The organism is Streptomyces virginiae, assembly GCF_000720455.1.
Taxonomy (GTDB): domain Bacteria; phylum Actinomycetota; class Actinomycetes; order Streptomycetales; family Streptomycetaceae; genus Streptomyces; species Streptomyces virginiae.
Genome location: NZ_JOAK01000010.1, coordinates 156,840 through 181,011, shown reverse-complemented (window position 1 = coordinate 181,011; position 24,172 = coordinate 156,840). Strand labels below are relative to the sequence as shown.

The following is a 24,172-nucleotide window of genomic DNA, read 5'->3' as shown; positions in this document are numbered from 1 at the left end:
ACCCTGATCCGGTCAACTCCGGTCCGGACCGCCGGAATGCGGCGCGGTCGGGGCGCGCCGCGTCCGCCGGAGTGGAACCATCAGCACCGGTGACGGCACGACGGAGGAGACGGCTGACATGACCGAGGCAGCGGAAGCAACCCGGCGCACGCCCGGCACCCCGTGCTGGGTGAGCCTCATGGTGCACGGCCTCGGGAGCACCGAGGACTTCTACGCCGACCTGTTCGGCTGGGAGTACGTGCCCGGGCCCGAGCAGCTCGGCCCGTACGTCCGCGCCGTGCTGGACGGCCACGAGGTGGCCGGGATCGGCGAGATGCCGCCGGACGGACACCTTCCGATGGCCTGGACCACGTACCTGGCCACGGACGACGCCGGCGCGACCGCCGAATCGGTCCGGGCGTGCGGCGGCACGGTCGCGGTGGGACCGCTGGACGCCGGCGCCGCGGGGCGGGTGGCGATCTGCTCGGACCCGCTGGGTGCGGTCTTCGGGCTGTGGCAGGCGCAGCCCGGCCTGGGCCCCCGGCCGCACGGCGGGCCGGGAACCCCCGTCTGGCACGAGCTGATCACCCAGGACACCTCGACGGTCGGCAAGTTCTACGAGCACGTATTCGGCCACGAGGCGCAGGCCCACGCCACCGCCTCGGACGACTTCGACCACCTGACCCTGAACCTGGCGGGCCGTCCCGTCGCCGCCGTGCACGGCGTGGGCCGGTCACTGCCGCACGACCGGGGCCCGCACTGGCTGGCCTACTTCGAGGTGGAGGACACCGACGCGGCCGCGCTCCGGGTCCGGGAACTCGGCGGGCGCGTCGTCGATCCGCCCCACGAGGGCATGCGCGGACGGCAGGCCACGGTGGCGGACCCGGAGGGTGCGGTGTTCGCCCTCGTACGCTCGCGGTCCTGAGCCGCGCCCCTGCGCGGCGCGGGCGGGCTCAGGCGTCGTGCCGCACCGGCCGCCCGAAGTGCCGGGCGGTGGGCACGAGCGCGGCCGCCGCGGGCACGAGGAAGCAGACCGCGGCGCACGCGCCGAGGACCGGGGTGACCCCGAAGGTGTGGATGGCCGGGGCGATGAGGGCCAGGCCCACCGGTGCGAGGCCGTAGGAGACCAGGAAGTCCAGTGAGGAGACCCGGGCGAGCTTGTCCGGGGCGACCTCGCGCTGGGTGGCGGTGAACCAGGGCACGTTGAACAGTTCGATCCCGATGCCGGCGAGCGCGTAGGCGCCGATCACCACGGCCGGGTGCACCGGGAGCATCAGGCTCAGCGGTGCGAAGCCGTAGGCGGCCAGGCCCGCGAACGCGACCCAGCCCTGGGAGCGCGGCCGGAGGCGGGCGGTGAGCAGGGCGCCGCCGAGCGCGCCCACGGTGTAGGCGGTCGTCGCGGCGGCCAGCACCCACTCGGTGGCGTAGCGGTCGCGGCTGATCAGGGGCAGGGCGACGCTGGTGGCGGAGTAGCCCAGCGCGATCACGGCGGTCAGGGCGCCGAGTCCGGCGAGGAACCAGGGGTGGCGGCGGGCCTCGCGTATGCCGTCGACGAACTCGGCGCGCAGCGAGGCGCGCTGCGGCCGGGGCGCATCCGGTGCGCCGGCCGCGGCGGGGCCGCCCCGGCCCGGCAGGAGCGCGGCGACCAGCCAGAGCAGGCCGATCCCCAGCAGCAGGGTCGCGACGTCGACGAAGGCCGCGAGCAGCGCGGTCAGGGCGGGCCCGGCCAAGGTGGAGCTCCGTACCGCGAGGGTCGTCGCGGCATTGGCCTGCTGCCTGCGGCCGGGGTCGACGACCTCGGCCGTGAGCGCCTGGAAGGCGGGGCGGCAGGCGCCCTGGCCGGCGCCGGCGAGTGCGGCGGCCACGGTCATCAGCAGGAGCGAGCGGCCGAGTCCGACGGCGAGGAGGGGGGCGGCGGCCGCGGCGGCGAGGGCGGACCAGAGGACCACGGCCCGGCGGGAGTGCCGGTCGGCCAGCACTCCGCCGACGGCCACGGCGGCGAGGAAGCCTGCGGTGCGCGCGGCGAGGACGAGGCCGAGGCCGGCCGCGCCCAGTTCGCGTTGCAGGACCGCGAGACCGAGGACGAAGGGCAGGGCCCAGGTCGCGAGTCCGGAGGCGGTGGTGCCGGCCCACAGGCGCAGGAAGGCGATGTCGCGCAGGACGGAACGCGGCCCCGGCGGACGGCTCTTGGACTTCGTGGGGGCAGGTGTGGTCGCCACGATGTGGTGCTCCTCATTCCATTAATGAAAACGATAACCATTACAGTACTCTGTGAACGCGGCACTCCTGCCCGGTGCACACCCACGCCCACACAGCCCTCCCCAGACCGGAGCACCCATGCGCCACCGCGCCCGAACCGGCATCGCCCTGACCCTCGTTCTCGTATCCACGGCCGTCGCCGCGGGCTGCTCGGCCCCCACCGGCCGCGGCCCGCAGGGCGCGGCCGCCGCCCGGCCGGACGTCACCAGCTGCGGCCGTCAGCTCTCCTTCGAACGACCCCCGGAGCGCGCCGTCACCCTGGACCAGACCTCGACCGAAACCCTGCTGGAACTGGGCCTCCAGGACCGGATGGCCGGGACCGCCAACCTGAAGACGAAGATCCCCGCGCAGTACCGGGACGCGTACGCGAAGGTCCCGGTGATCGCCCCGAAGATCGCCACCGGTGAGCAACTACGGTCCGCGACACCCGACTTCGTGGTGGCCGGCTCCGCCGACCTCTACACGAAGGACCGGGCGGGCACCCGCGAGGAACTGGCGGCCCTGGGGGTCCCCACCTTCGTCAGCGCCGTGGACTGCCCCCAGGACGACGAGGCCGGGAAGTCCCCCTTCGAACTGCTCTTCTCCGACTACGAGCAGCTCGGCAAGGCATTCGGCGCCGAGGAGCGGGCCGCCGCGCTCGCCCGGGAGCAGCGCGCCGCCGTCGCCAAGGCCGCCGAGGGCGCCTCCGGCACGGCCCCGAACGGCGGGCGGCCCACCGTCGTCTACCTCTACTCCGTCTTCAACGGCATGCCCTACGTCGCGGGCCGGACCGGGCTGCCCAGCGAGATGAGCCGGATCGTCGGCGCGCGGAACGCCTTCGACGACATGGAGGAGGACTGGCCGGAGGTGTCCTGGGAGGAAGTCGCCAAGCGCGAACCGGACTTCATCGTGATCGGCGACCTGTCCGAGCGGGGCCGGCCCGGTGACAGCGCCGCCGAGAAGCGCCGGGCGATGGCCGAGGACCCCGTGGTCTCCAGGCTGGCGGCGGTGCGCGACAACAGGATCATCGAGGTGCCCGGCATCGAGCTGGACCCCTCCGTGCGCTCCGTGCACGCCCTGGGCCTGCTGGCCGCCGGAATGAAGGACCTCGGGTATGTTCGCTGACCTGCTGCATCCGGCGGCCCGAGCGCCGGGGGCGGCCGCCGCCGCTCCGTACGCGCCGCTCCCGCAACCCCGGGCGCGGGCGCGGACGGGGATGCTGCTCGCCCAGGGGCTCGTACTGGCCGCGTCGGTCGCGGCCGCCACCCGGATCGGCAGCGCCGACGTGGGATGGACCGACCTGGGCCGGGTGCTCGGGGCGCGGCTCGGGCTGGGCACCGAACCGCTGCCGCCGCTGCTGGACTCGCTCGTCTGGGACCTGCGCCTGCCCCGGGTCCTGATGGCCGCCCTGGTCGGAGCCTCGCTCGCGGTCTGCGGGACGGTGCTCCAGGCCGTCACGCGCAACGCGCTCGCCGACCCGTACCTGCTCGGGGTCTCCTCGGGCGCCGGGGCGGGCGCGGTCACCGTGGTCGTCCTCGGCTTCGGCGCCGGCACCCTCGGCATCACCGGCGGCGCCCTCGCCGGGGCGCTGCTCGCCTTCGCGGGCCTGCTGCTCCTGCTGCGCCGCACCGGGCTGGACTCGGTCCGGATCGTGCTGACCGGGGTGGTCGTCGGCCAGCTGTTCACCGCGCTGACCTCGCTCGTCCTGATGGCGTCGGCCGACGCCGACACCACGCGCGCCGTCACCCACTGGCTGCTGGGCTCGATGGCCCCGGCCCGCTGGGACGCCGTGGTGGTCTGCGCGGTCGTCACGCCCCTGGGGCTGGCCGCCGCCCTGCTGTGCGCGAACGCCCTCGACGGGCTCGCCTTCGGCGCGGACACCGCCGCCTCCCTGGGGATCGGCGTACGGCGCACCCGGATGCTGCTGCTCGTGGTGACCGCCGTGCTGACCTCGGTCGCGGTGGCCACCGTCGGAGCCATCGGCTTCGTCGGGCTGATCGTCCCGCACGGGGTGCGCTTCCTGGCCGGACCGCTGCACCGGGTGCTGCTGCCCCACGCGGCGCTGGCCGGCGCGGTGTTCCTGGTGTGGACCGACGCCCTGGCGCGGGTGGCCTTCGCCCCCCGGGAGGTGCCCGTCGGCGTGATCACGGCGCTCATCGGGGTCCCGCTCTTCCTCCTCGTCCTGCGCAGGAGGGGGGAACTGTGAGGATCACCGCCGAAGGACTCAGCTGGTCGGCCTCGGGCACGCCCGTCCTGCGCCGGGTCGACCTGGACATCGCACCGGGCGAGACCGTCGGGCTGATCGGCCCCAACGGCTCGGGCAAGTCCTCACTGCTGCGCTGCCTGGCCGGGCTGCGCGTGCCCGACGCGGGTACGGTGCGCTACGACGGGGTGCCCGTACGGGACCTGGGAGCGCGCGGGATCGCCCGCCGGGTCGCCTTCGTCGCACAGGACTCCGCCCTCGACACCGACCTGCGCGTCGCCGACGTCGTCGGACTGGGACGGACCCCCTTCCGCGACCGCTGGCGCGGACCGGACGCGTACGACCGGGCCGTCGTCGCCGCCGCGCTCGACCGCGTCGGACTCACCGGGCTCGCCGGGCGCCCCTGGAAGGGCCTGTCCGGCGGCGAACGCCAACGGGCCCACATCGCCCGCGCGTTCGCGCAGCAGCCGTACGGACTGCTCCTGGACGAGCCCACCAACCACCTCGACGTCAAACACCAGTTGCAGCTGATGGAGCTCCTCGCCGGCGCCGAACGGACGGTCCTCGTCGCCCTGCACGACCTCACCCTGGCCGCCCGCCACTGCGACCGGCTGCTGCTCGTGCACGACGGTCTGCTGGTCGCCTCCGGCGCCCCCGCCGACGTCCTCACCTGCGAGAACCTCGCCCGGGTCTTCGAAGTGGACGCCGAACTGTCCGCCGACGCCCTGGGCCGGCCGGCGGTCAGCTACCGCGGGCCCCTGCGCGACCCCGCGCCCCGATCCGCACACCGATCCGCACACCGACAAGGAACCCCATGACGAACCAGACCCGGATCCAGACCCGGACCGCGCCCGCGGCGACCGTCGACGCCCTGATCCAGGACGTACTGGCCGGCGGGCACGGCCCGCTGCCGTCCGAGCTGGTGGCGACCAGCGTGTTCTGGATCCACCACGGCACCCGGCTGGCCGGCGGCGACACGACCTACCTCAACCAGTACGTCCTGGTCCGCCTCGGCGACTCCTTCGGCGGCTGTGCCTTCGAGGCCGGCGAGATCGATCCGGCGGTCTGCCGCGACTCCTCCGGCGCCCCGCTCGACGTCCTGCTGCGCGAGGCGCCGCGACCGCTGCGGATCGCCGCCCTCGACGCCTACCTCGCCCGGCAGCGCCCGCACCGAGACTCCGGGGCGGAGGCCGTCACCCTGCCCGCCGGCACCCCCGAGGTACGCGCGAGGGCCCGTGACGCGGCGATCGCCGGACTGCTGGACATCGACAGCGGCGCCGCGGTCGGCCTGATCGGGGTGGTGAACCCGCTGGTCGCGGCGATCCGTGAGCGCGGCGGCGAGCCGCTGCCCTGCGACTTCAACCTCAGGGCCACCCAGTGGGGCGACCCCGTCACCAGTGACATGCACGAGGTGCTGGAGCGCGCCGACGCCGTCGTCGCCACCGGCATGACCCTCAGCAACGGCTCCTTCGACACCATCCTCGACCGCTGCCGTACCAGGGGGATCCCGCTCGTCGTCTACGCCCAGAGCGGCAGCGCGGTGGCCCGCGCCTTCCTCGGCTCCGGGGTGACCGCCGTGTCCGCCGAGCCCTTCCCCTTCTCCCAGTTCAGCGCCGACCCCACCACGCTGTACCGCTACCGGACGGCGGGTCCGGCGTGATCCCGGCGGCCCGCCGGGACTGCCCCGGCACCGACCGCCGCGGTGCCGGACACGCCTCCTGCCACCACGGCGAGATCCTCCAGGGCACCTTCCTCGACGCGGCCGGGCGCCGGTGCGCCGGCCTGGTCACCCTGCCGATGGGCGGCCCGGGCAGCCGGGCCGAGTTCACCCGGCGGCCCGGCACCCCGCCGGAGGCGCTCACCGTGCGGCCCGGAGACCGTACGAAGGCCGCCCGCGCGGCGGCCCTGGCCGTCGCGGAGTGCGCCCGGCGGTGCGGCGAGCCGCCCTGCGGCGGGGAACTGCGGCTCTCCGGCGACATCCCGGTCGGCCTGGGCATGGGCAGCTCCACCAGCGACGTCATCGCGGTGGTCCGCGCCGTCGCCGACTCGTACGGGACACGGCTCCCGGCCGCCGCCGTCGCCCGGCTCGCCGTCCGTGCCGAGCTGGCCTGCGACCCGCTGATGCTCGATGCCCGCCCGGTGCTCTTCGCCCAGCGCGAGGGGCGGGTCCTGGAGGTGCTCGGCCGCCACCTGCCGCCGCTGGTCGTCGTGGGCTGCGCGCTGGGCGGGGGCGCCCCCGTGGACACCCTCTCCCTCCCGGCCCGGGTGCACGACGACCACGACGTACGCGCCTTCGAGCGGCTGCGCGTGCTGCTGCGGCGGGCCGTGGCCACGGGCGACGCCGGCCTGCTCGGCCGGGTGGCGACCGCCAGCGCCCGGCGCGGGCAGCGGGTCCTGTGCCACCCGGAGTTCGACGCGCTCGTCGGCATCGGCCGGCGGCTCGGGGCCGTGGGCGTCCAGATCGCGCACAGCGGCGCGGTGGCCGGGCTGCTCCTGGACCCGGCCGCCCCGGGGCTGCGCCACCGGATCCGCGGCTGCGTGAGGGCCCTGGAGAGCGACGGCATCCCCGCCACCCGAACGTTCACGACCTTCCCCAACTCCCCGAATCCCCCCATGCCCAAGGAGTCCCCGAGTGGACCAGCACATCGCGGAGGCCATCGGCCGACCGGATCTGATACGCCTCGACGACCGGCTCGTCTGCCTGCGCTTTGAGACGATGAAGGTGGTCTCCGCCCTCGCCGCGGTCCGCCACCTGCTCGACACCGGAGTGGTGCGGCGCGGCGACACCCTGCTGGACAGCTCCAGCGGGATCTACGCGTACGCCCTCGCCCTGGCCTGCCACCGGCACGGCATGCACTGCCACATCGTCGGCTCGACGACGGTCGACCACACCCTGCGCACCCAACTCGCCGTCCTCGGGGCGACGCTGGAGCAGATGGAGCCGTGCAGCGACCTGAAGCTGGACCAGAAGCGGCGCGTGGAGCGCGTCCACGAGATCCTCGCCGAACACCCCGGGTACCACTGGATGCGGCAGTACCACGACGACGTCCACTACCTCGGCTACCGGGCCGTGGCCGACCTGGTCCGCACGTCCACGGGCGGCGAGGCGCTCACCGTCGTCGGCGGCGTGGGCTCGGGCGCGTCCACCGGGGCCCTCGCCCACTACCTGCGCGAGGACGCGCCCGGCACCGAGCTGGTCGGCGTACAGCCCTTCGGCAGCGTCACCTTCGGGGCCGGGCACGTCGCCGACCCCGAGATCATCATCGCGGGGATCGGCAGTTCCATCCCCTTCGGGAACGTCCGGCACGCGGCGTACGACACGCTCCACTGGATCTCGTTCGACGCGGCGCTGGCCGGCAGCGTCGACCTGCTGCGCCGGCACGCGGTGTTCGCCGGACTGTCCACGGGGGCGGGCTACCTCGCCGCCCGCTGGGAGCGGGCCCGGTCGCCGGAGCGCACGGTCGTCTTCGTCGCCGCCGACACCGGCCACCGCTACGTGGACACCGTGTACGCGCGGCACCGCGAGGCCGTGCCGATCGGCTCGCTGGCCCCCCGGCAGGTCGCGTGCCGGGAGGCCCTGGCCCTGCCCTGGTCCCGTATGGACTGGAACCGGGCGGACCCTCCTTCGTAGAGACCGTGGCGGGATTCGAACCCGCGTCACCGGATTTGCAGTCCGGCCCCTGGGCCACTCGGGCACACGGTCGTGGTGGCGCTTCGAGTACGACCGTAGGCGCAGCGCGCGGCGGGGTGAAGGGACCGCCGGGGCCCGACACACGACTGCCATACGCCGTTCACGGAGCGGCGCACGCGCGGCCGTCGCGGCCGTCGGCCGGAGGTGCGGAGGCGTCGTGGGGGTGCTGCAATGAGCTGGTGGGCTGCCCCGCAGTGTGGCGGCTCACGGCGCGGTCACCCCCACCGCATCGCACATGAGGAGTGGTGATGAGCGAGGAGATCAGCGAAGACATCGAAACGATGGGGCCGGTCGACTACCTGGTCGTCGAGTTCCCCGGGAACAGGATGACCGGCGAGGGCCTGCCCCTGCTCGTCGATCTCGTGGATCGCGGCATCATTCGCATCCTCGACCTGGTCTTCGTCCGCAAGGACGCCGATGGTTCGGTCGTCGCCCTGGAGCTGAAGGACGCCGGCGGCGGCGAGATGGACCTGACCGTCTTCGAGGGCGCGGCCTCGGGCCTGCTCGGCCAGGACGACATCGACGAGGCCGGCGCCGCCCTGGAGGCCGGCAACTCCGCCGGGATCCTGGTGTACGAGAACGTCTGGGCAGCGCCGTTCGCCCGCGCCCTGCGGCGCGGCGGTGCGCAGCTCGTGGCCGGCGGCCGGATTCCCGTCCAGGCACTGCTGGCCTCGCTCGACGCGATGGAGGCGTGAGCCCGAGCCGCGTGCGGCGGGCAGCGGCCCGGACGCCCGACCGGCGGCACGTGACGACTCGCGGACCGGACGCGCGGTGCGGCCGTCCGCCCCTAGGCAACCAGGGAGATGACGCTCCATGCCCGGACTTCTTCGCGGTGTAGCCCGTACCGCCGTCGTGGCCGGAACCGCCACCGCGGTGTCCAACCGCGTCTCGCGGCGGCAGGCGGGCCGCTGGTCCCAGCAGGAATCCGAACAGCAGCAGGCGTACCAGCAGCAGGCCGCCGCCGCGCCGCCGCCCCCGCCGCCCGCGGCCCCGCCCGCCGGCGACGACATGAGCAGCAAGCTCGACCAGCTGCAGAAGCTGGGCGAGCTGAAGGCCCAGGGGCTGCTCACCGAGGAGGAGTTCGCGCAGCAGAAGAGCAGACTCCTCGGCTGAGACGCAGGTCGGTCACGGGGGACGGAAGGGGATGACCCCATGACGGCACCGCGTACCCCAGGACCGGCCACCGCCGAGGAACCCGCGGAGGGCGACCGGCTGCGGGACATGCTGCGCACGCCGGGCTACCTGAAGCTGCTCGTCCTGTGCGCCCTCATCGGCATCCCCGTCTCCCTCGCGGCGTTCTGGTTCCTGGTCGCGCTCCACGAGCTGGAGCACGTGATGTGGGCCGACTTCCCCCAGGCGCTCGGCTGGAACCAGCCGCCCTGGTGGTGGCCGCTGCCGCTGCTGCTGGTCGCCGGCGTCCTGGTCGGACTGGTGGTGACCCGCCTGCCCGGCGCGGGCGGGCACATCCCCGCGTCCGGGCTGCACGCCGGCGGCGCCACCTCGGCGGCGCTGCCGGGGGTCGTCCTGGCGGCGGTCCTCAGTCTGCCGCTCGGTGCGACCCTCGGCCCCGAAGCCCCGCTGATCGCGCTCGGCGGCGGGCTCGCGCTGCTGTTCAGGGACCTGGCCCAGGCGCCGGCGACCCCGCAGAGCACGGTCATCCTGGCCGCGGCGGGAGCCGCCGCGGCCATCTCCGCGATCTTCGGCAATCCGCTGGTCGGCGCCGTGCTGCTGATGGAGGTGGCCGGAGTGGGCGGACCGCAGCTTTTCGCGATCATGCTGCCGGCCCTGCTCTCCAGCGGGATCGGCGAGCTCGTCTTCACCGGCTTCGGCCGCTGGACGGGCCTGTCGTCCGGCAGCCTGACGCTGGACCTGAACGCCCCCTTCCCCCGCCTCGACGCCGGTGACGTCCTGTGGTCGGTGGTCCTGGCGGCCGTCATGGGCGTCTTCATGCACATGGTGCTGGCCGGCGGCCGGTACGCCTCCGTGTACGTGGCCAGGCGGCCCGTCGCCCACACGACCGTGTGCGCCGTGGCGGCCGGCGCCTTCGGCGCCCTGTACGCGCTGGTCACCGGCAACTCCCCCGTCGACGTGGCCTCGTCGGGCCAGGCCGTGATGGGCAGTCTGGCCGCCGACCCACAGGCCTGGGGCATCGGGGCGTTGATCGCCGTCCTGCTGTGCAAGGGCGCGGCCTACGCGCTCTGCCTGGGCAGCCTGCGCGGCGGCCCCATCTTCCCGGCCCTGTTCCTGGGCGCCGCCGCGGGTGTGCTGTTCGCGCCGCTGCCCGGGCTGGGAGTCGTACCGGGCCTCGCGGCCGGCATGGCGGCCGCGGCCGTCTGCGCGCTGCGGCTGCCGGTCAGCAGTGTGGTGCTCGTCGTCCTGCTGCTCGGCAGCGGAGCGATGATCCCCGTCGTCATCATCTCGGCCGTGGTCGCCTTCGTGGTCACCGAACTGCTGCCGCCCGGGCCCGAGGTTCCCCCGGTGGGCAGGGCGGTCGGCGCACCGGCCCCCGCCACGAAGTGACCGGCGTGAGCGGTATGCGCCCGCCGGGTCCGGATGGGAAGGAGCGTGTCATGACGAGTCACGTGGGCGGAGCCCGCCCGAACAGCGCTGCCCCGGCCGCGCGGAGGGACGGCTTCGGCGCCCGCAACGGCTGGCTGCTCTTCGCCGGGTTCCTGATGGTCTTCGGCGGACTGATGATGCTGTTCTCGGGGATCTCCGCGATCGCCAAGGACGACCTCTTCATCTCCACCCCGCACTACGCCTACGAGTTCGACCTCACGAGCTGGGGCTGGATCCACCTCGTCCTGGGCATCGTGGTCCTCCTCGCCGGACTCGCCGTGATCAGGGGCGCCCTGTGGGCGCGGATCGTGGGCCTGGCACTGGCGGGCCTCAGCATGGTGGCGAGCTTCATGTGGCTGCCGTACACGCCGTTCTGGGCCTTGGTGCTCCTGGCGATCGACGGCCTGATCGTCTGGGCGCTGTGCACGGCACCCGGTCTCACGGGGGACTGAGCCCGAATGCCGGCGGAAGCCGGGCAGCCGACTCCGCTGATACTCGTCGTCGGCGTGTCCGGTTCGGGCAAGACCACGGTGGCCGGGCTGCTCGCGGACCGGCTGGGCTGGCCCCACCGGGACGCGGACGAGTTCCACTCCCCGGCCGACCGCGCCAAGATGGCCGCCGGTCATCCCCTCACCGACGCCGACCGGGCCCCCTGGCTGGCGGCGATCGGAGCCTGGATGGACCAGGAGGCCGCCGCGCACCGGCCCGCGGTCGTCACCTGCTCGGCGCTCAAGCGCTCCTACCGGGACCGGCTGCTGCACGGCCGGCCCGGCGTGCGTCTGCTGTACCTGCACGGTACGCGGGAGCTGATCCGGGCCCGCCTGGAGGCACGGCACGGCCACTTCTTCCCGGCGGCCCTGCTGGACAGCCAGTTCGCCGACCTCCAGGAACCGCAGCCCGACGAGCACCCCGTGGTCGTCGAGATCGACCAGCCGCCGCGGGCCGTGGTGGCGGCCGCGCTCTCCCTGCTGGGCCTCGCCGACCCGGCCGCACCGTCCGCACCGTCCGCACCGTCCGAGGAGGCTCCCGTGTCCGAGCAGACACCCCGGTCCGCAGGCCCGACCGGTGAGCAGTGGGAGCTGCGCCGCGGCGGGCAGCGAGCCGTCGTGGTCGAACTCGGCGGCGCCCTGCGGCACTACGAGGCGGACGGCGTGCCCCTGCTGGACGGGTTCGCCGCCGACGAGCCGGTCACCTCGGGGCGGGGGCAGCTGCTCGTGCCCTGGCCCAACCGGGTGGGCGGCGGCCGCTACCGCTTCGACGGCGCGGACCTGCAACTCCCACTGAGCGAGCCGGAGCGGCACAACGCGATCCACGGGCTGCTGCGCTGGGTCCCGTGGCGGCTGCTCGCCCGCTCCGACGAAGGGGTGCGGGTCGGCACCACCCTCCATCCGCAGCCCGGGTACCCCTTCCTGCTGGAGGTGTCCGCCGAGTACCGGCTCACCGACGACGGGCTGGAGGTGCTGGTCAGCGCCGTCAACGCGGGCACCGCGAGGGCCCCGTACGGCGTGGGGCAGCACCCGTACCTCACGGTCGGCACCGATCTCGTCGACACGGCGCTGCTCACCGTGCCCGCCGGCCACCGGCTGACCACCGACGACGAGGGCCTGCCGACGGGCGAGGAGCCCGTCGAGGGCACGCAGTACGACTTCCGTACCGCCCGTCCCATCGGTGGGATGGCGCTGGACACCGCCTTCACCGGACTCGAACGCGACGGGGCCGGCCGGGCCGTGGTCCGGCTGGCGCACCCGTCGGGGCAGCGCGGCACCGACCTGTGGCTCGGCGAGGGCACCGGGTACGTGCAGGTCTACACGGGCGACACCCTGGGGCAGCCCGAGCGGCGCCGGCGCGGTGTCGCGGTGGAGGCCATGTCGTGCCCGGCGGACGCCTTCCGCACCGGTACCGGCCTCACCGTCCTGGAGCCGGGGGCCGGCCATGTGCTCCGCTGGGGCCTGCGCCCATGGGTGACCCTCGGCGGGGCGGCGATCCGATGACCCGGCGGCCGCAGCCGCCCGTCGCGCGGCCCATGAGCGGGGAGGACTTCCGGACGCTGTACGAGCGGCTGCGCGCTGCGGCCCGGCCCGAAGCGCACGGCGGTGCGCACGGCAGTGGGCACGGCGGCCGGCGAGGGGCGCTGCGCCATCTGACGCCCGCCCGCGTCGCGGCGGCCGCGGCCGAGGTCCGGCTCGGCCGCACGGTGTCCCTGGCCGCGCCGATCGAGACCCGGCCGGGCCCGGACAACCCCGAGCCGGCGAAGCACCGGATGACCGGGCCCGCCCCCGGGGAGGCCGGGGCCGAGGGACTGCACTTCGCGCTCGACCGGTTCGCGATGAACGTCCACGGCGACGCGGACAGCCACCTCGACGCGCTGAACCACGTGCTGTACGACGGCGAGCTCTACGACGGCGTCCCGGCCGTCGACGCGACGGCCGCGGAGGTCCGTTCGCTCTCCGTGGACCTGGTCCGGGAGGGCATCGCCGGGCGGGGGGTGCTGCTGGACGTCCCACGGCTGCGGGGCGTGCCCTGGCTGGAGCCGGGGGACCACGTGACGGCGCAGGACCTGACGGCCGCCGAGGACGCGCAGGGCGTCCGGGTCGGCCCCGGGGACCTGCTGCTCGTCCGGGTGGGTCACCGGCGCCGCCGCGGGGAGCTGGGGGCGTGGGAGGCGGCCCGGGCCAGGGCCGGGCTGCACCCGGAGGCCATGGTGTTCCTGGCGGAGCGGGAAGTGGCCGTCCTGGGCGGCGACGGCAACAACGACACCGCGCCCAGCGCGGTGGCGGACGTGGCCTTCCCCGTGCACGTCCTGGCGGTGCACGCGATGGGCGTGCACCTCATGGACTACCTGCAGTTCGAGGAGCTGGCGGGGGCCTGCGCGCGGGCCGGCCGCTGGAGCTTCCTGTGCGTGGTCGCCCCGCTGCGCCTGCCGGGCGCCACCGGATCCCCCGTGAACCCGATCGCCGTGCTGTGACGGCGGCCCGCGTCCGGGGTCCGCCCGGCCGGGTCGCCGTCCGGCCGGGTCGCCGTCCGGCCGGGTCGCCGTCCGGCCGGGTCGCCGTCCGGTGCAAGGGCGGCTAGCTTCGAATGGGTGGGAATGCTTGGCCTCCGCTCCGCGGAGTGACAGGTCCCGGCCCGCCGGGCGGGGCCACGAGCCCAAGGACGGTGGTCGACGTGGGCGACTCTCCCCACTACGACGTCATCATCATCGGCACCGGCGCCGGGGGCGGTACCCTCGCCCACCGGCTGGCGCCCTCCGGCAAGCGCGTGCTCCTCCTCGAACGCGGCGGCTACCTGCCGCGGGAGCGGGACAACTGGGAATCCACCGCCGTGTTCGTCAGGGGCAAGTACCGGGCGCCGGAGTTCTGGTTCGACAAGCACGGCAACGAGTTCCCGCCCGAGGTCAACTACTACGTCGGCGGCAACACCAAGTTCTACGGGGCCGCGCTCTTCCGGCTGCGGCCCGAGGACTTCGGCGAGATCAGGCACCACGGCGGCATCTCCCCCGCCTGGCCGCTGCGGTACGAGGACCTGGAGCCGTACTACACACAGGCCGAGCACCTCTACCTCGTCCACGGACGGCACGGCGAGGACCCGGGCGAGGGGCCGGTGAGCGCGCAGTACGCCTACCCGCCCGTCGAACACGAGCCGCGCATCCAGCAGTTGAGCGACGACCTGGAGAAGCGGGGGCTGCACCCCTTCCACCTGCCCATCGGGGTGGACCTCGTCCAGGACGCCGACGGGCGGGCCGTTCCCTCCAGCGTGTGCATCCGCTGCGACCGGGTGGACGGCTTCCCCTGCCTGGTGCGGGGCAAGTCCGACGCCCAGGTGATCTGCGTGGAGCCCGCCCTGGAACATCCGGGTGTCGAGATGATCACCAACGCCCACGTGGTCCGGCTGGAGACCGACCCGACCGGGCGCAGCGTCACCGCCGCCGTCGTCCGGCTGGCCGACGGGTCCGAGACCCGGTTCTCCTCGGACGTCGTGGTCGTCTCCTGCGGGGCGGTCAACTCCGCGGCCCTGCTGCTGGCCTCGGCCGACGACCGGCATCCCCGGGGTCTGGCCAACAGCTCCGACATGGTGGGCCGGCACTACATGCGGCACAACAACCTGGCCCTGATGGCGGTGTCGAAGGAGCCCAACCCGACGCAGTTCCAGAAGACCCTCGCGCTGCACGACTGGTATCTGGGCGCGGACGACTGGGACTTCCCGCTGGGCGGCATCCAGATGCTCGGCAAGTCGGACGCCGAGCAGATCCACGGTGAGGCCCCGCGCTGGGCCGGCGCGATCACGCCGGACATGCCCTTCGAGGTGCTGGCGCACCACGCGGTCGACTTCTGGCTGTGCGGCGAGGACCTCCCGATGCCCGACAACCGGGTCACCCTGGACTCCGACGGCGCCATCCACCTCTCGCTCGACGAGAAGAACAACATCGAGGGCCTGGGGCGGCTCAGGCACAAGCTGCAGGGCATGCTCGGACACCTGGGCATGCACGAGCACCACCTGCTGCCGCACAGCATCTACCTGCACAAGGGCATGCCGATCGGGGCGACCGCGCACCAGGCGGGCACCGTCCGTTTCGGCACGGACCCGGCCACCTCGGTGCTGGACGTCAACTGCAAGGCCCACGACCTCGACAACCTCTACGTCGTCGACACGAGCTTCTTCCCGAGCATCGGCGCGGTCAACCCGTCCCTGACCGCCATCGCCAACGCCCTGCGGGTCGGCGACCACCTCCTGTCGCGGCTGAACTGAGCCCCTCCCGGTGTCCGCGCGGACCCCATCGCCCACCTGCGCCGACCGGAGGAAGATCCTCCGCCGAACGGCCCAACCGGGACCCGCCCGGCAGGCCCCCGTCACCGGCCGGTGATTACGTGGGCGGTCGGTCGCCCCGGCCGCGGCCGGGGCGCGCCGGAGCCCGCTCTTCGAGGAGGCAGCACAACGTGGATTCCACCGTGGGCGCACCGCAGGACGTGATTCCGGCTCACCTGCTCAAGGGCCAGAAGGCGCTGGTCACCGGCGCCAACTCCGGCATCGGGAAGGCGACCGCCATCGGGCTGGGCCGGGCCGGCGCCGACGTGGTCGTGAACTACGTGGCCGACCAGGAGTCCGCCGAGGAGGTGGTCCGGGAGATCACCTCCTTCGGGGTGCGCGCGGCGGCGTACGAGGCGGACGTGTCCCAGGAGGACCAGGTCGTCGCCATGGTGGACCGGATGGTCCGGGAGTTCGGGACGATCGACATCATGGTCGCCAACGCCGGCCTGCAACGGGACTCCTCGTTCACCGAGATGACCCTCGCCCAGTGGCAGAAGGTCCTGGACGTCAACCTGACGGGACAGTTCCTGTGCGCCCGCGAGGCGACGAAGGAGTTCGTGCGGCGCGGTGTCGTGCCCGAGGTGTCCCGGGCGGCCGGGAAGATCATCTGCATGAGCTCGGTGCACCAGCTCATCCCGTGGGCGGGACACGTCAACTACGCCTCCTCCAAGGGCGGCGTGCAGATGATGATGGAGACCCTGGCCCAGGAGCTCGCACCGCAGAAGATCCGGGTGAACGCGGTCGCCCCCGGAGCCATCAGGACACCGATCAACCGCAGCGCCTGGGAGACCCCGCAGGCCCGCGAGGACCTGCTCAAGCTGATCCCCTACGACCGGATCGGCGATCCCGACGACATCGCCAACGCGGTCGTCGTCCTCGCCTCCGACCTCCTGGACTACGTGGTGGGCACCACCCTCTACGTCGACGGCGGAATGACCCTCTTCCCCGGGTTCGCCACCGGCGGGTAGCCGCCCCAGCCCCTCCGGTCGCTTCTAGCAGCGAAGGCACGCATGCACTCCACGGTTCTCCTGCTGGCGGCGGACGCCCCGGCCCAGCTGCTCCCGGCCAGACAGCTCATGGCCTTCACCCTCGCCTCGCACATCATCCTGGTGCCGATGGGCGTGGCCCTGCCGTTCATCACCCTGCTGATGCACTACCGGGGGATCCGCCACAACGACCCCACTGCCCTGCTGCTGGCACGGCGCTGGTCGGCCGTCATGGCGGTGCAGTTCGCCGTCGGAGTCGTCACCGGCACCGTGCTGTCCTTCGAGTTCGGCCTGCTCTGGCCGGGGCTCATGGGCAAGTGGGGTGACGTGTTCGGCATCGGCTTCGGCGTCGAGGCGTGGGCCTTCTTCCTCGAAGCCGTGCTCATCGCCGTCTACCTGTACGGCTGGCGCCGGCTGAAACCCCGTACGCACTTCCTGCTCGGGCTCCCGCTGCCGGCCGCCGCGCTGATGGGGGCCTTCGGCATCCTGGCCGCGAACTCGTGGATGAACACCCCGCGGGGCTTCTCCCTCGACTCCGCCGGCAACCCGGTCGACGTGAACATCTGGAAGGCCGTCTTCACCCCGATGTTCGGACCGCAGTACTGGCACTTCGTCGTGGCGATGATGCTGACCGCGGGGTACGTGGTGGCCGGCGTCTACGCCGTCGGCTGGCTGCGCGGCCGCCGGGACCACTACCACCGGCTCGGCTTCACCGTCCCCTTCACCGTCGCCGCCGTCGCCACCCCGATCCAGTTCGTCCTGGGCGACTCCATCGCCCGGCAGGTGTTCCAGAAGCAGCCGGTGAAGTTCGCCGCCATGGAGATCGTCTGGGAGACCGACACCCACATGCCCGAGTACCTGTTCGGCCGTCTGCATCCGGACGGGTCCATCTCGGGCGGCATCAAGATCCCCCAGCTCGATTCCATCCTGGCCGGCTTCAGCCCGGACACCAAGGTGACGGGGCTGTCCTCCGTCCCGGCGAGCGACCGGCCGAACGCCACCCAGGCGACCATCGCCCACTGGGCCTTCGACCTCATGGTCGTGATCGGGTCCGTGCTGGTGCTGCTCGCCCTCTGGTACGCGCTGGTGTGGTGGCGGCACCACAGGCTGCCGGCCTCCAAGTGGTTCTGGCGCAGCGCGGCCTGCGCGGGCGTCGCGTCCGTCGTGGCCGTGGAGTGCGGCTGGGTCACCACCGAGGTGGGACGCCAGCCGTGGATCGTCTACCAGAACATGCGGGTCGCCGAGGCGGTCACGGCGACCCGCTCGACGACCTTGTGGATCATGTTCGGGCTGGTGATCGTGGTGTACGTGTTCGTCTTCGGCGCGTTCCTCGCCGTCCTCCTCAAGATGCGCACCCGATGGCGGCTCGCCGACGCGCAACAGGGGGCAGGGGGGCCGGGCGAGGAGCCGGAGGCGGACACGCCGTACGGACCTCGCTCGCCCGTCCCGTCCGCGTCCGGGGACGGCCGCCCGTGACCGCCGACGTCATCGCCTTCGTGCTGCTGCTCGCCGTGACCGCGTACACCTGCGCCGGCGGCACCGACTACGGAGCCGGCTTCTGGGACCTGACGGCCGGAGGGGCGGAGCGGGGCAAGCGCCCCCGGTGGCTCATCGACCACGCCATGGCTCCGGTGTGGGAGGTCAACAACGTCTGGCTGATCTTCATCTTCGTCATCATGTGGACGGGGTTCCCGGTCTTCTTCCAGACGGTGTTCTCCGCGATGTGGCTGCCGCTCGCCCTGGCCGCCGTCGGCATGGTCCTGCGCGGCGCGGGCTTCGCCTTCCGCAAGGCCTCCCGGCGGATCGCCGGGCGGCGCCTGTTCGGGGCCCTGTTCGCCCTGTCCTCCCTCGTGACGCCCTTCTTCCTCGGCGCCGCCGTCGGCGGGGTCGCCTCGGGGCGGGTCGCACTCGGTACGGAGGCCTCGGCGGAGGCCTGGTCCAACCCGACCTCCCTGGTGTTCGGGCTGCTGGCCATCGCGACGACGGCCTTCCTCGGCGCCGTGTTCCTCTCCGGTGACGCCCGCCGCTTCGACGCACCCGATCTGGTCGACCACTTCCGGGGGCGGGCGCTGGCCGCGCTGGCCGTGGTCGCCGTGCTGGCCGTGGTCGCGCTGTTCGTCACGCGCTCGGACGCCCCGCACATCTGGCACGGCCTCACCCACGGCATGGGGCTGCTGTTCGTCCTCCTGGCCGTGGCCGCCACGTTCGCCACGGCCTGGCTGCTGCTGCGCCCGCCGGGCACCTGGGTACGCGTCGCGGCGGTGGGGGTCGTCGCGGCGGCGGTCCTCGCCTGGGGCATGGCCCAGCGGCCCTACCTCATCCCCACCTCGCTGACCGTGGCCGACGCCGCGGGCGCCCCCTCCACCCTGACCTGGCTGGCGTTCGTCACGCTGGTGGCCGTGGTGATCGTCGCCCCGGCCGTCGCCCTCCTGTACTGGCTGGACACGCACGGCGAGCTGGAGTCGCTCACCGACGCCGACCTCCGCCGCGGCGCCGTCGAACCGGGAGAGGGCACCGATGGGGGCTGACGGCCGCCGGCCCCCGTCGGGCCGCGTCCGAGGGGCGCCGGCCCCGTGAGCGAGGACCAGATCCTCCTCGGCATCGCCCTGACGGTGGCGCTGGCCGCGATCTCGCAGATCCTGGCCAACAGGCTGCGCGTGCCGGCGCTGATCCTGCTGCTGCCGGCCGGATTCGTCGCGGGGGCACTGACCGACGTCATCCACCCGGACCGGCTCATCGGAGCGGAGTTCGACGCGCTGGTGTCCCTGTCCGTGGCCGTGATCCTCTACGACGCCGGTCTCGGACTCAACCTGCGCCAGCTCACCGGCCGCACCCGGGGCATCGTGGGCAGACTGCTGACGGTGGGCGTCCTCGGCACCTTCCTCGCCGTCGGCTTCGTGTCCCCCGCCCTGTTCGGCATGTCGCTCGCCACCGGCGCGATGCTGGGCACGATCCTCGTGGTGTCGGGCCCGACGGTGGTGGGCCCGCTGCTCGAGTACGTGCGGCCGACCGACAAGGTACGGCGCATCCTGGTCTGGGAAGGGACGCTGATCGACCCGATCGGCGGCATCCTCGGCGCGCTCGTCTTCCACGCCGTCTCCTCCTCCCACCGGATCGACATCGGCCGCGGTTACCAGATCGGCCAGTTCCTGATCAGCATGGCTGTCGGCCTGGTCGGCGGGGCCGTGGGCGTCGCCCTGCTGTGGCTGACGCTGCGGATCATGCGGCTCGGCGAGACGCTCGGCACGCTCGCCCAGCTGGCCGTGGTGATCACGGTGTCGGCCGGCTGCGACATCGTCCGCGACGACACCGGGCTGATCGCCGCGATCGTCACGGGGCTGGCCGTCACCAACCTCCCCGGTTTCGACATGCCCGCCCGCCGCCCCTTCTTCGAGACGCTGGTCCAGCTGATCATCGGGCTGCTCTTCGTCTCGATCTCCTCGACGGTCACCCCGGCGTCCCTGACGCCCGTGCTCCTCCCCTCCCTCATCCTCATCGCCTTCCTCGTCCTGGTCCTGCGGCCGGCGATCGCCTTCCTGTCCACCAGAAACTCAGGTCTCACCCGGGGGGAGCGGGGCTTCCTCGCCTGGATGGCGCCGCGCGGCATCGTCGCGGCCTCCACCGCCTCGGCCTTCGCCGCCACGTTGTCGGACAAGGGCCTGCCCGGGGCCTCGAAGATCCTCCCGGTCACCTTCCTGGTGATCGTGGGGACGGTCCTGCTCTACGCGCTGACCGCCGGCCCCGTGGCCCGCAGACTGGGCGTCGTGCGCCCCTCCCGCACACGCCCCCTGCTGGTCGGCGGAGACCGCTGGGTCGTCGACATGGGGAAGGCGCTGCGGTCGGCCGGGCTCGACGTCCTCATGTGGGCGGGCGACGAGGACGAACGGGAGCGGATCAAGGACGCCGGGATCGAACTGGCGCACGGGGAGCTGCTGGCAACGGCCACCAATCCGCGCGCACGGCTGGAGGGCGTCACCGCCGTCTTCCTGCTCACGGACGACGACGACTTCAACGCCCTGGCCTCGGTCATGGTGCAGGGCAACGTCGAAGGCCCCGTCTACCGCGTCGGCCCCCCGCACACCAGCCACGGCGTCGTCGCCCCCTACACGGGCGGCGACGTCCTCTTCGGTTCCCGCCTGGTCCGGCACGTCCTGGCCGAGCGCCACCGGCAGGGCGCCCGGTACCTGGTGCAGCCGGCCGGCCTGCCGGTCCCGGCGGACTGCGAGACGCTGTTCGTGGTGCGGGCCGACGGCGGGCTCGTCCCGGTCTCCGAGGCCGGGGCCGTCACCCCGGCGGAGGGGGACCTCCTCGTCCTGCTCGGTCCCGCACCGCTCACGCCGCCCGGGCCCGAGCCCGGTTGAGGTTCGCGTCCAGGGTGATGGCCGCGTCGATGAACGCCAGGTGGGTGAACGCCTGCGGGAAGTTGCCGAGCTGGCGCCCGGTCAGGTCGATCTCCTCCGAGTACAGGCCCAGGTGGTTGGCGTAGGTGAGCATCTTCTCCAGCACCAGCCGCGCCTGGTCGATGCGTCCGGCGCGGGCGAGCGCGTCGACGTACATGAAGGTGCACAGCGAGAAGGTCCCTTCGGAGCCGCGCAGCCCGTCCGGTGACGCCTCGGGGTTGTACCGGTAGACGAGGCTGTCGGTGACCAGCTCCCGGTCCATCGCCTCCAGGGTGGACGTCCACATCGGATCGTCGGGGGTGATGATGCCGACCGTCGGCATCCGCAGCAGGGCCGAGTCGAGCACGTCGCTGCCGTAGTGCTGCACGAACGCCTTGCGCTGCGGGTCCCAGCCCCGCTGGAGGACCTGCTCGTAGATCGCGTCGCGGGCCTCGACCCAGCGGCCGCTGGCCGCGGGCCGGCCGCTGGAGGCGGCCAGGCGCAGGGCGCGGTCGAAGGCGACCCACGACATCACCCGGCCGTAGGTGAAGTCCTGGCGGCCTCCCCGGGTCTCCCACAGGCCTTCGTCGGGCTGGTCCCAGTGGTCGGTCAGCCAGTCGAGGAGGGTGTGCAGCGAGGTCCAGGCCCGGTGGTCCAGCTGGATCCCGTGCTGGTGGGCGAAGAAGATGCTGTCCAGCGCCTCGCCGTAGATGTCCAGTTGCAGCTGGGTGGCCGCGCCGTTGCCGATGCGTACGGGCCGGGAGCCCTGGTAGCCCTCCCAGTGCTCCAGGGTCTCCTCGAAGAGGTCGGACGAGCCGTCGACCCGGTACATGATGTTCATCGGGCCGGTGTCCCCGTCGCTGCCGGCCTTCTCCCTGACCCGGTCGCGCAGCCAGCCGATGAAGGCCGTCGCCTCCTCCGTGAAACCCAGGCCCAGCAGGGCGTACACGGAGAAGGAGGCGTCGCGGATCCAGGTGAACCGGTAGTCCCAGTTGCGCTCGCCGCCCAGTTGCTCGGGCAGCCCCGCCGTGGGCGCGGCCACCAGGGCGCCGCTCGGCGCGTACGTCATCAGCTTCAGCGTGATGGCGGAGCGCTCGACGGCCTCCCGCCAGCGGCCGGTGTACCGGGACTGGCGCAGCCAGGTGCGCCAGTGCCCGACGGCGTCGGCGAACATCGTGTCGAAGGCGGCGGGCAGGATCTCGCGCGGCGGCCCGCCGGCCGCCGACTCCAGTACCAGGCCGCGCTGCTGGCCGGCCTGCAGGGTCAGCGAGAAGTGCAGGTCGTGCTCCTTCGACAGACCGGTCAGGAGCCGCTCGTCCTCCTGCTCGCGGACGGCGTGAACGGTCAGCTCCATCCCCTCGGACACGAACACGGCGCCGTGCTCGGTCGCGTGGAGGGTGTGGGGTGCCCGGCCGTAGTCGAACCGCGGGGCGATGTCGACCTCGAAGGTCATGCTGCCGCGCACGCACCGGAGCATGCGGACGATGCTGTGCCGGTCGGTGGCCGTCCGCCCGGTCGGCGGCATGAAGTCGACCACCTCGCCGGCGCCCGACTCGGTCATGAAGCGCGTCACGAGGACGGCCGTGTCGGGGAGGTACAACTGCTTCGTCGTGTACGTGGTGTTCAGCGGGGCGACCCTGAAGTGCCCGCCCTTCTCCCGGTCCAGCAGTGCCCCGAACACGCTCGGCGAGTCGAAGCGCGGACAGCAGAACCAGTCGATCGTCCCGTCGGTGGTCACCAGGGCGGCCGTCTGCAGATCACCGATCAGGCCGTGGTTCTCGATCAGGGGGTACTCGTCCATCGGGTACGCCTTTCGCCGATGTCACACAGTCAGCTTAGGCAGGAATGTCCGGCCGGTCCTGCGGAGCACCCTGGCTCCGCAGGTGGGCCTGCGGAGGCCCGGCGGCGGCGTGCGGAGGGCGCCGGGCGGCCTTACCGTGGGCCTGAAGGCCGTCCCGAACCGCGAACCGGAGGCCGGAGGTCACCTGTGCCGCACCGACGTACGACGCCGCCCGGCGGGCGACCGGAATCCCGCCGCGCCCCCTGATGTCCTGGGCCTCCCGCTTCCGGCTGCTGCAGTACACGAAGGCCAGCCTCTGGATCGTGCCGCTGCTCGGTCTGCTCCTCGGCGTACTGCTCGCGGAATGGGCCGTCACCGTGGACACCACCGGGCTCCCGGCCGGCTGGCGGTACTCCGCCTCGACGGCCAGCGGCGTGCTGACCGCCATCGTCGGCGCGATGATCGCCCTGCTCGGCTTCGTCGTCACCATCGGCGTGCTCGTCGTCCAGCAGGCGACCGGCACCCTGTCCCCGCGCTACATGCGCCTGTGGTACCGGGACCGGCTGCAGAAGGCGGTGCTGGCCACCTTCACCGGGACCTTCTCCTTCTCCTTCGCCCTGCTGCGCACCATCGAGTCGGACTCCGTGCCCGACCTCGGGATCACCCTTGCCGGTGCCGCCGTGTCCGTCAGCCTGTTGTTGCTGCTGGTCTACCTCAACCGGTTCACCCACAACCTCCGGCCCGTGGCCATCGCCCAACTGGTCGGACGGATGGGGGAAACGGTCCTGGTCCGCGGAGAGGCCGCCGTCCTCGGCGCCGCGCCGCGCGCGGGCGACACCGTACCGCCGGCGGACGGCGGTCCGGTGGCGTACGTACGGTCCGAACGCGGCGGGGTGATCCAGGCCGTCCACGCGGACCGGCTGACGGCCCTGGCGGCGCGCCACGACTGCGTCCTCGTGGTCACCCGCCTGGTCGGGGACTTCGTACCGCCGGGCGGGGTCGTCGTCGAGGTCCACGGCGGGTCGTCGGCCCCGGAGCCGCGGCGGGTGACCGGGCTGATCGCCTTCGGCTCCGAGCGGACGATCGAGCAGGACCCGGCGTTCGCGCTGCGGGTGCTCGTCGACATCGCCGTCCGGGCGCTCTCCCCCGCCGTGAACGACCCGACCACCGCGGTCCAAGTGCTCAACCAGATCGAGGCGTTCCTCCACACGGTCGGCCGCACCGGCCTGCGCGAGCGCTACGTGCTCGGCGACCGTCACGGCACCCCGCGGCTGGTGGTCCGGGGCCGGGACTGGGTGGACTACCTCCAGCTGGCCGTGACCGAGATCCGCGAGTACGGCACCTCGTCCCTCCAGATCTGCCGGCGGCTCGGGGCCCTGCTGGAAAGCCTCCTAGGCGCCGTGCCGGCCGCGTCCCGCCCGGCCGTCGACACCGAACTGGCCCTGCTGCGGGAGTCCGTCGACCGCGCGTACACCGACCCGGCCCGCCGCACCCTGGCCCGCACGCCCGACCCCCAGGGCATCGGCGCCCGCCGCCGCCCCTCCTGACCGG

The 24,172-nt window shown here is 73.4% G+C and carries 21 protein-coding genes and 1 tRNA gene; 19 read left to right on the top strand and 3 right to left on the bottom strand.

The window, feature by feature from the left end:
- The first annotated feature begins 118 nt into the window (after nucleotides 1-118).
- Nucleotides 119-904, top strand: coding sequence for a VOC family protein (locus IG86_RS0117665; protein ID WP_030821447.1), 786 nt, complete (start codon nucleotides 119-121; stop codon nucleotides 902-904).
- Between the two features lie 28 nt (nucleotides 905-932).
- On the opposite strand, the gene IG86_RS0117660 is transcribed toward IG86_RS0117665, so the two are convergent.
- Nucleotides 933-2,198: an MFS transporter gene (locus IG86_RS0117660; protein ID WP_030897823.1), complete on the bottom strand. Its 1,266-nt coding sequence runs from the start codon at nucleotides 2,196-2,198 to the stop codon at nucleotides 933-935.
- Between the two features lie 118 nt (nucleotides 2,199-2,316).
- On the opposite strand from IG86_RS0117660, the gene IG86_RS0117655 reads away from it, so the two are divergent.
- From IG86_RS0117655 to IG86_RS0117630, 6 genes are read left to right on the top strand one after another with little or no spacing between them, the layout of a single operon-like run.
- Entirely contained in the window at nucleotides 2,317-3,342 is a 1,026-nt protein-coding gene (locus tag IG86_RS0117655; protein ID WP_030821442.1) for an ABC transporter substrate-binding protein, read from the top strand.
- Nucleotides 3,332-4,423 (top strand): FecCD family ABC transporter permease, encoded by a 1,092-nt coding sequence (locus tag IG86_RS0117650; protein WP_037942639.1) that lies wholly within the window; start codon nucleotides 3,332-3,334, stop codon nucleotides 4,421-4,423. The genes IG86_RS0117655 and IG86_RS0117650 overlap by 11 nt, the downstream gene beginning before the upstream one ends.
- Nucleotides 4,420-5,238, top strand: coding sequence for an ABC transporter ATP-binding protein (locus IG86_RS0117645; RefSeq protein ID WP_045936327.1), 819 nt, complete (start codon nucleotides 4,420-4,422; stop codon nucleotides 5,236-5,238). The genes IG86_RS0117650 and IG86_RS0117645 overlap by 4 nt, the downstream gene beginning before the upstream one ends.
- Nucleotides 5,235-6,080, top strand: coding sequence for a Rossmann-like domain-containing protein (locus tag IG86_RS0117640; protein WP_045936326.1), 846 nt, complete (start codon nucleotides 5,235-5,237; stop codon nucleotides 6,078-6,080). The genes IG86_RS0117645 and IG86_RS0117640 overlap by 4 nt, the downstream gene beginning before the upstream one ends.
- The gene (locus IG86_RS0117635; RefSeq protein WP_045936325.1) at nucleotides 6,077-7,132 is read left to right on the top strand and encodes a GHMP family kinase ATP-binding protein; all 1,056 of its coding nucleotides are present in this window, start codon (nucleotides 6,077-6,079) and stop codon (nucleotides 7,130-7,132) included. The genes IG86_RS0117640 and IG86_RS0117635 overlap by 4 nt, the downstream gene beginning before the upstream one ends.
- Nucleotides 7,053-8,051, top strand: a complete 999-nt coding sequence (locus IG86_RS0117630) for a pyridoxal-phosphate dependent enzyme (protein WP_030821432.1) — start codon at nucleotides 7,053-7,055, stop codon at nucleotides 8,049-8,051. Before IG86_RS0117635 ends, IG86_RS0117630 begins: the two co-directional genes overlap by 80 nt.
- On the opposite strand, the gene IG86_RS0117625 is transcribed toward IG86_RS0117630, so the two are convergent.
- Nucleotides 8,052-8,123 (bottom strand) — tRNA-Cys (locus IG86_RS0117625).
- Between the two features lie 269 nt (nucleotides 8,124-8,392).
- On the opposite strand from IG86_RS0117625, the gene IG86_RS0117620 reads away from it, so the two are divergent.
- The 11 genes from IG86_RS0117620 to IG86_RS0117570 all read left to right on the top strand — a co-directional run bounded on the left by IG86_RS0117620 (nucleotide 8,393) and on the right by IG86_RS0117570 (nucleotide 20,823).
- On the top strand, nucleotides 8,393-8,806 hold the full coding sequence (locus tag IG86_RS0117620) for a DUF6325 family protein (RefSeq protein ID WP_030650553.1): 414 nt from the start codon (nucleotides 8,393-8,395) through the stop codon (nucleotides 8,804-8,806).
- A 118-nt stretch (nucleotides 8,807-8,924) separates the two neighbouring features.
- The gene (locus IG86_RS0117615; RefSeq protein ID WP_030821429.1) at nucleotides 8,925-9,224 is read left to right on the top strand and encodes an SHOCT domain-containing protein; all 300 of its coding nucleotides are present in this window, start codon (nucleotides 8,925-8,927) and stop codon (nucleotides 9,222-9,224) included.
- 39 nt (nucleotides 9,225-9,263) lie between these two features.
- The gene (locus IG86_RS0117610) at nucleotides 9,264-10,631 is read left to right on the top strand and encodes a chloride channel protein (protein ID WP_037942637.1); all 1,368 of its coding nucleotides are present in this window, start codon (nucleotides 9,264-9,266) and stop codon (nucleotides 10,629-10,631) included.
- Nucleotides 10,632-10,681: 50 nt separating this feature from the next.
- A complete protein-coding gene (locus IG86_RS0117605; RefSeq protein WP_030821424.1) occupies nucleotides 10,682-11,122 on the top strand; it encodes a DUF7144 family membrane protein in 441 nt (146 codons plus the stop codon).
- 6 nt (nucleotides 11,123-11,128) lie between these two features.
- Entirely contained in the window at nucleotides 11,129-12,661 is a 1,533-nt protein-coding gene (locus IG86_RS43950; protein WP_078905935.1) for a gluconokinase, GntK/IdnK-type, read from the top strand.
- Between the two features lie 32 nt (nucleotides 12,662-12,693).
- Nucleotides 12,694-13,635, top strand: coding sequence for a cyclase family protein (locus tag IG86_RS0117595; protein WP_030897809.1), 942 nt, complete (start codon nucleotides 12,694-12,696; stop codon nucleotides 13,633-13,635).
- A 200-nt stretch (nucleotides 13,636-13,835) separates the two neighbouring features.
- Nucleotides 13,836-15,416, top strand: coding sequence for a GMC oxidoreductase (locus IG86_RS0117590; protein ID WP_030897806.1), 1,581 nt, complete (start codon nucleotides 13,836-13,838; stop codon nucleotides 15,414-15,416).
- Between the two features lie 188 nt (nucleotides 15,417-15,604).
- Entirely contained in the window at nucleotides 15,605-16,444 is an 840-nt protein-coding gene (locus IG86_RS0117585) for an SDR family oxidoreductase (protein ID WP_037848139.1), read from the top strand.
- Nucleotides 16,445-16,486: 42 nt separating this feature from the next.
- The gene (locus tag IG86_RS0117580; protein ID WP_030897803.1) at nucleotides 16,487-17,938 is read left to right on the top strand and encodes a cytochrome ubiquinol oxidase subunit I; all 1,452 of its coding nucleotides are present in this window, start codon (nucleotides 16,487-16,489) and stop codon (nucleotides 17,936-17,938) included.
- Nucleotides 17,935-18,990, top strand: a complete 1,056-nt coding sequence (locus IG86_RS0117575; protein WP_030821410.1) for a cytochrome d ubiquinol oxidase subunit II — start codon at nucleotides 17,935-17,937, stop codon at nucleotides 18,988-18,990. Before IG86_RS0117580 ends, IG86_RS0117575 begins: the two co-directional genes overlap by 4 nt.
- Nucleotides 18,991-19,035: 45 nt before the next feature.
- Nucleotides 19,036-20,823: a cation:proton antiporter gene (locus IG86_RS0117570; protein ID WP_030821408.1), complete on the top strand. Its 1,788-nt coding sequence runs from the start codon at nucleotides 19,036-19,038 to the stop codon at nucleotides 20,821-20,823.
- On the opposite strand, the gene IG86_RS0117565 is transcribed toward IG86_RS0117570, so the two are convergent.
- Entirely contained in the window at nucleotides 20,795-22,642 is a 1,848-nt protein-coding gene (locus IG86_RS0117565; protein ID WP_030897799.1) for a glycoside hydrolase family 15 protein, read from the bottom strand. The genes IG86_RS0117570 and IG86_RS0117565 overlap by 29 nt on opposite strands.
- A 245-nt stretch (nucleotides 22,643-22,887) precedes the next feature.
- Here IG86_RS0117565 and IG86_RS0117560 point away from each other — a divergent pair, with 245 nt between their 5' ends.
- Complete coding sequence (locus IG86_RS0117560; RefSeq protein WP_030897796.1) at nucleotides 22,888-24,168, top strand: DUF2254 domain-containing protein; 1,281 nt, start codon at nucleotides 22,888-22,890, stop codon at nucleotides 24,166-24,168.
- The last annotated feature ends 4 nt before the right edge of the window (nucleotides 24,169-24,172 follow it).

Coding starts and splice junctions, on each gene's coding strand:
- IG86_RS0117615 (WP_030821429.1), top strand. CDS start 8,925: ATGCCCGGACTTCTTCGCGGTGTAGCCCGTACCGCCGTCGTGGCCGGA.
- IG86_RS0117655 (WP_030821442.1), top strand. CDS start 2,317: ATGCGCCACCGCGCCCGAACCGGCATCGCCCTGACCCTCGTTCTCGTA.
- IG86_RS0117650 (WP_037942639.1), top strand. CDS start 3,332: ATGTTCGCTGACCTGCTGCATCCGGCGGCCCGAGCGCCGGGGGCGGCC.
- IG86_RS0117620 (WP_030650553.1), top strand. CDS start 8,393: ATGGGGCCGGTCGACTACCTGGTCGTCGAGTTCCCCGGGAACAGGATG.
- IG86_RS43950 (WP_078905935.1), top strand. CDS start 11,129: ATGCCGGCGGAAGCCGGGCAGCCGACTCCGCTGATACTCGTCGTCGGC.
- IG86_RS0117610 (WP_037942637.1), top strand. CDS start 9,264: ATGACGGCACCGCGTACCCCAGGACCGGCCACCGCCGAGGAACCCGCG.
- IG86_RS0117605 (WP_030821424.1), top strand. CDS start 10,682: ATGACGAGTCACGTGGGCGGAGCCCGCCCGAACAGCGCTGCCCCGGCC.
- IG86_RS0117565 (WP_030897799.1), bottom strand. CDS start 22,642: ATGGACGAGTACCCCCTGATCGAGAACCACGGCCTGATCGGTGATCTG.
- IG86_RS0117640 (WP_045936326.1), top strand. CDS start 5,235: ATGACGAACCAGACCCGGATCCAGACCCGGACCGCGCCCGCGGCGACC.
- IG86_RS0117595 (WP_030897809.1), top strand. CDS start 12,694: ATGAGCGGGGAGGACTTCCGGACGCTGTACGAGCGGCTGCGCGCTGCG.
- IG86_RS0117560 (WP_030897796.1), top strand. CDS start 22,888: ATGTCCTGGGCCTCCCGCTTCCGGCTGCTGCAGTACACGAAGGCCAGC.
- IG86_RS0117665 (WP_030821447.1), top strand. CDS start 119: ATGACCGAGGCAGCGGAAGCAACCCGGCGCACGCCCGGCACCCCGTGC.
- IG86_RS0117580 (WP_030897803.1), top strand. CDS start 16,487: ATGCACTCCACGGTTCTCCTGCTGGCGGCGGACGCCCCGGCCCAGCTG.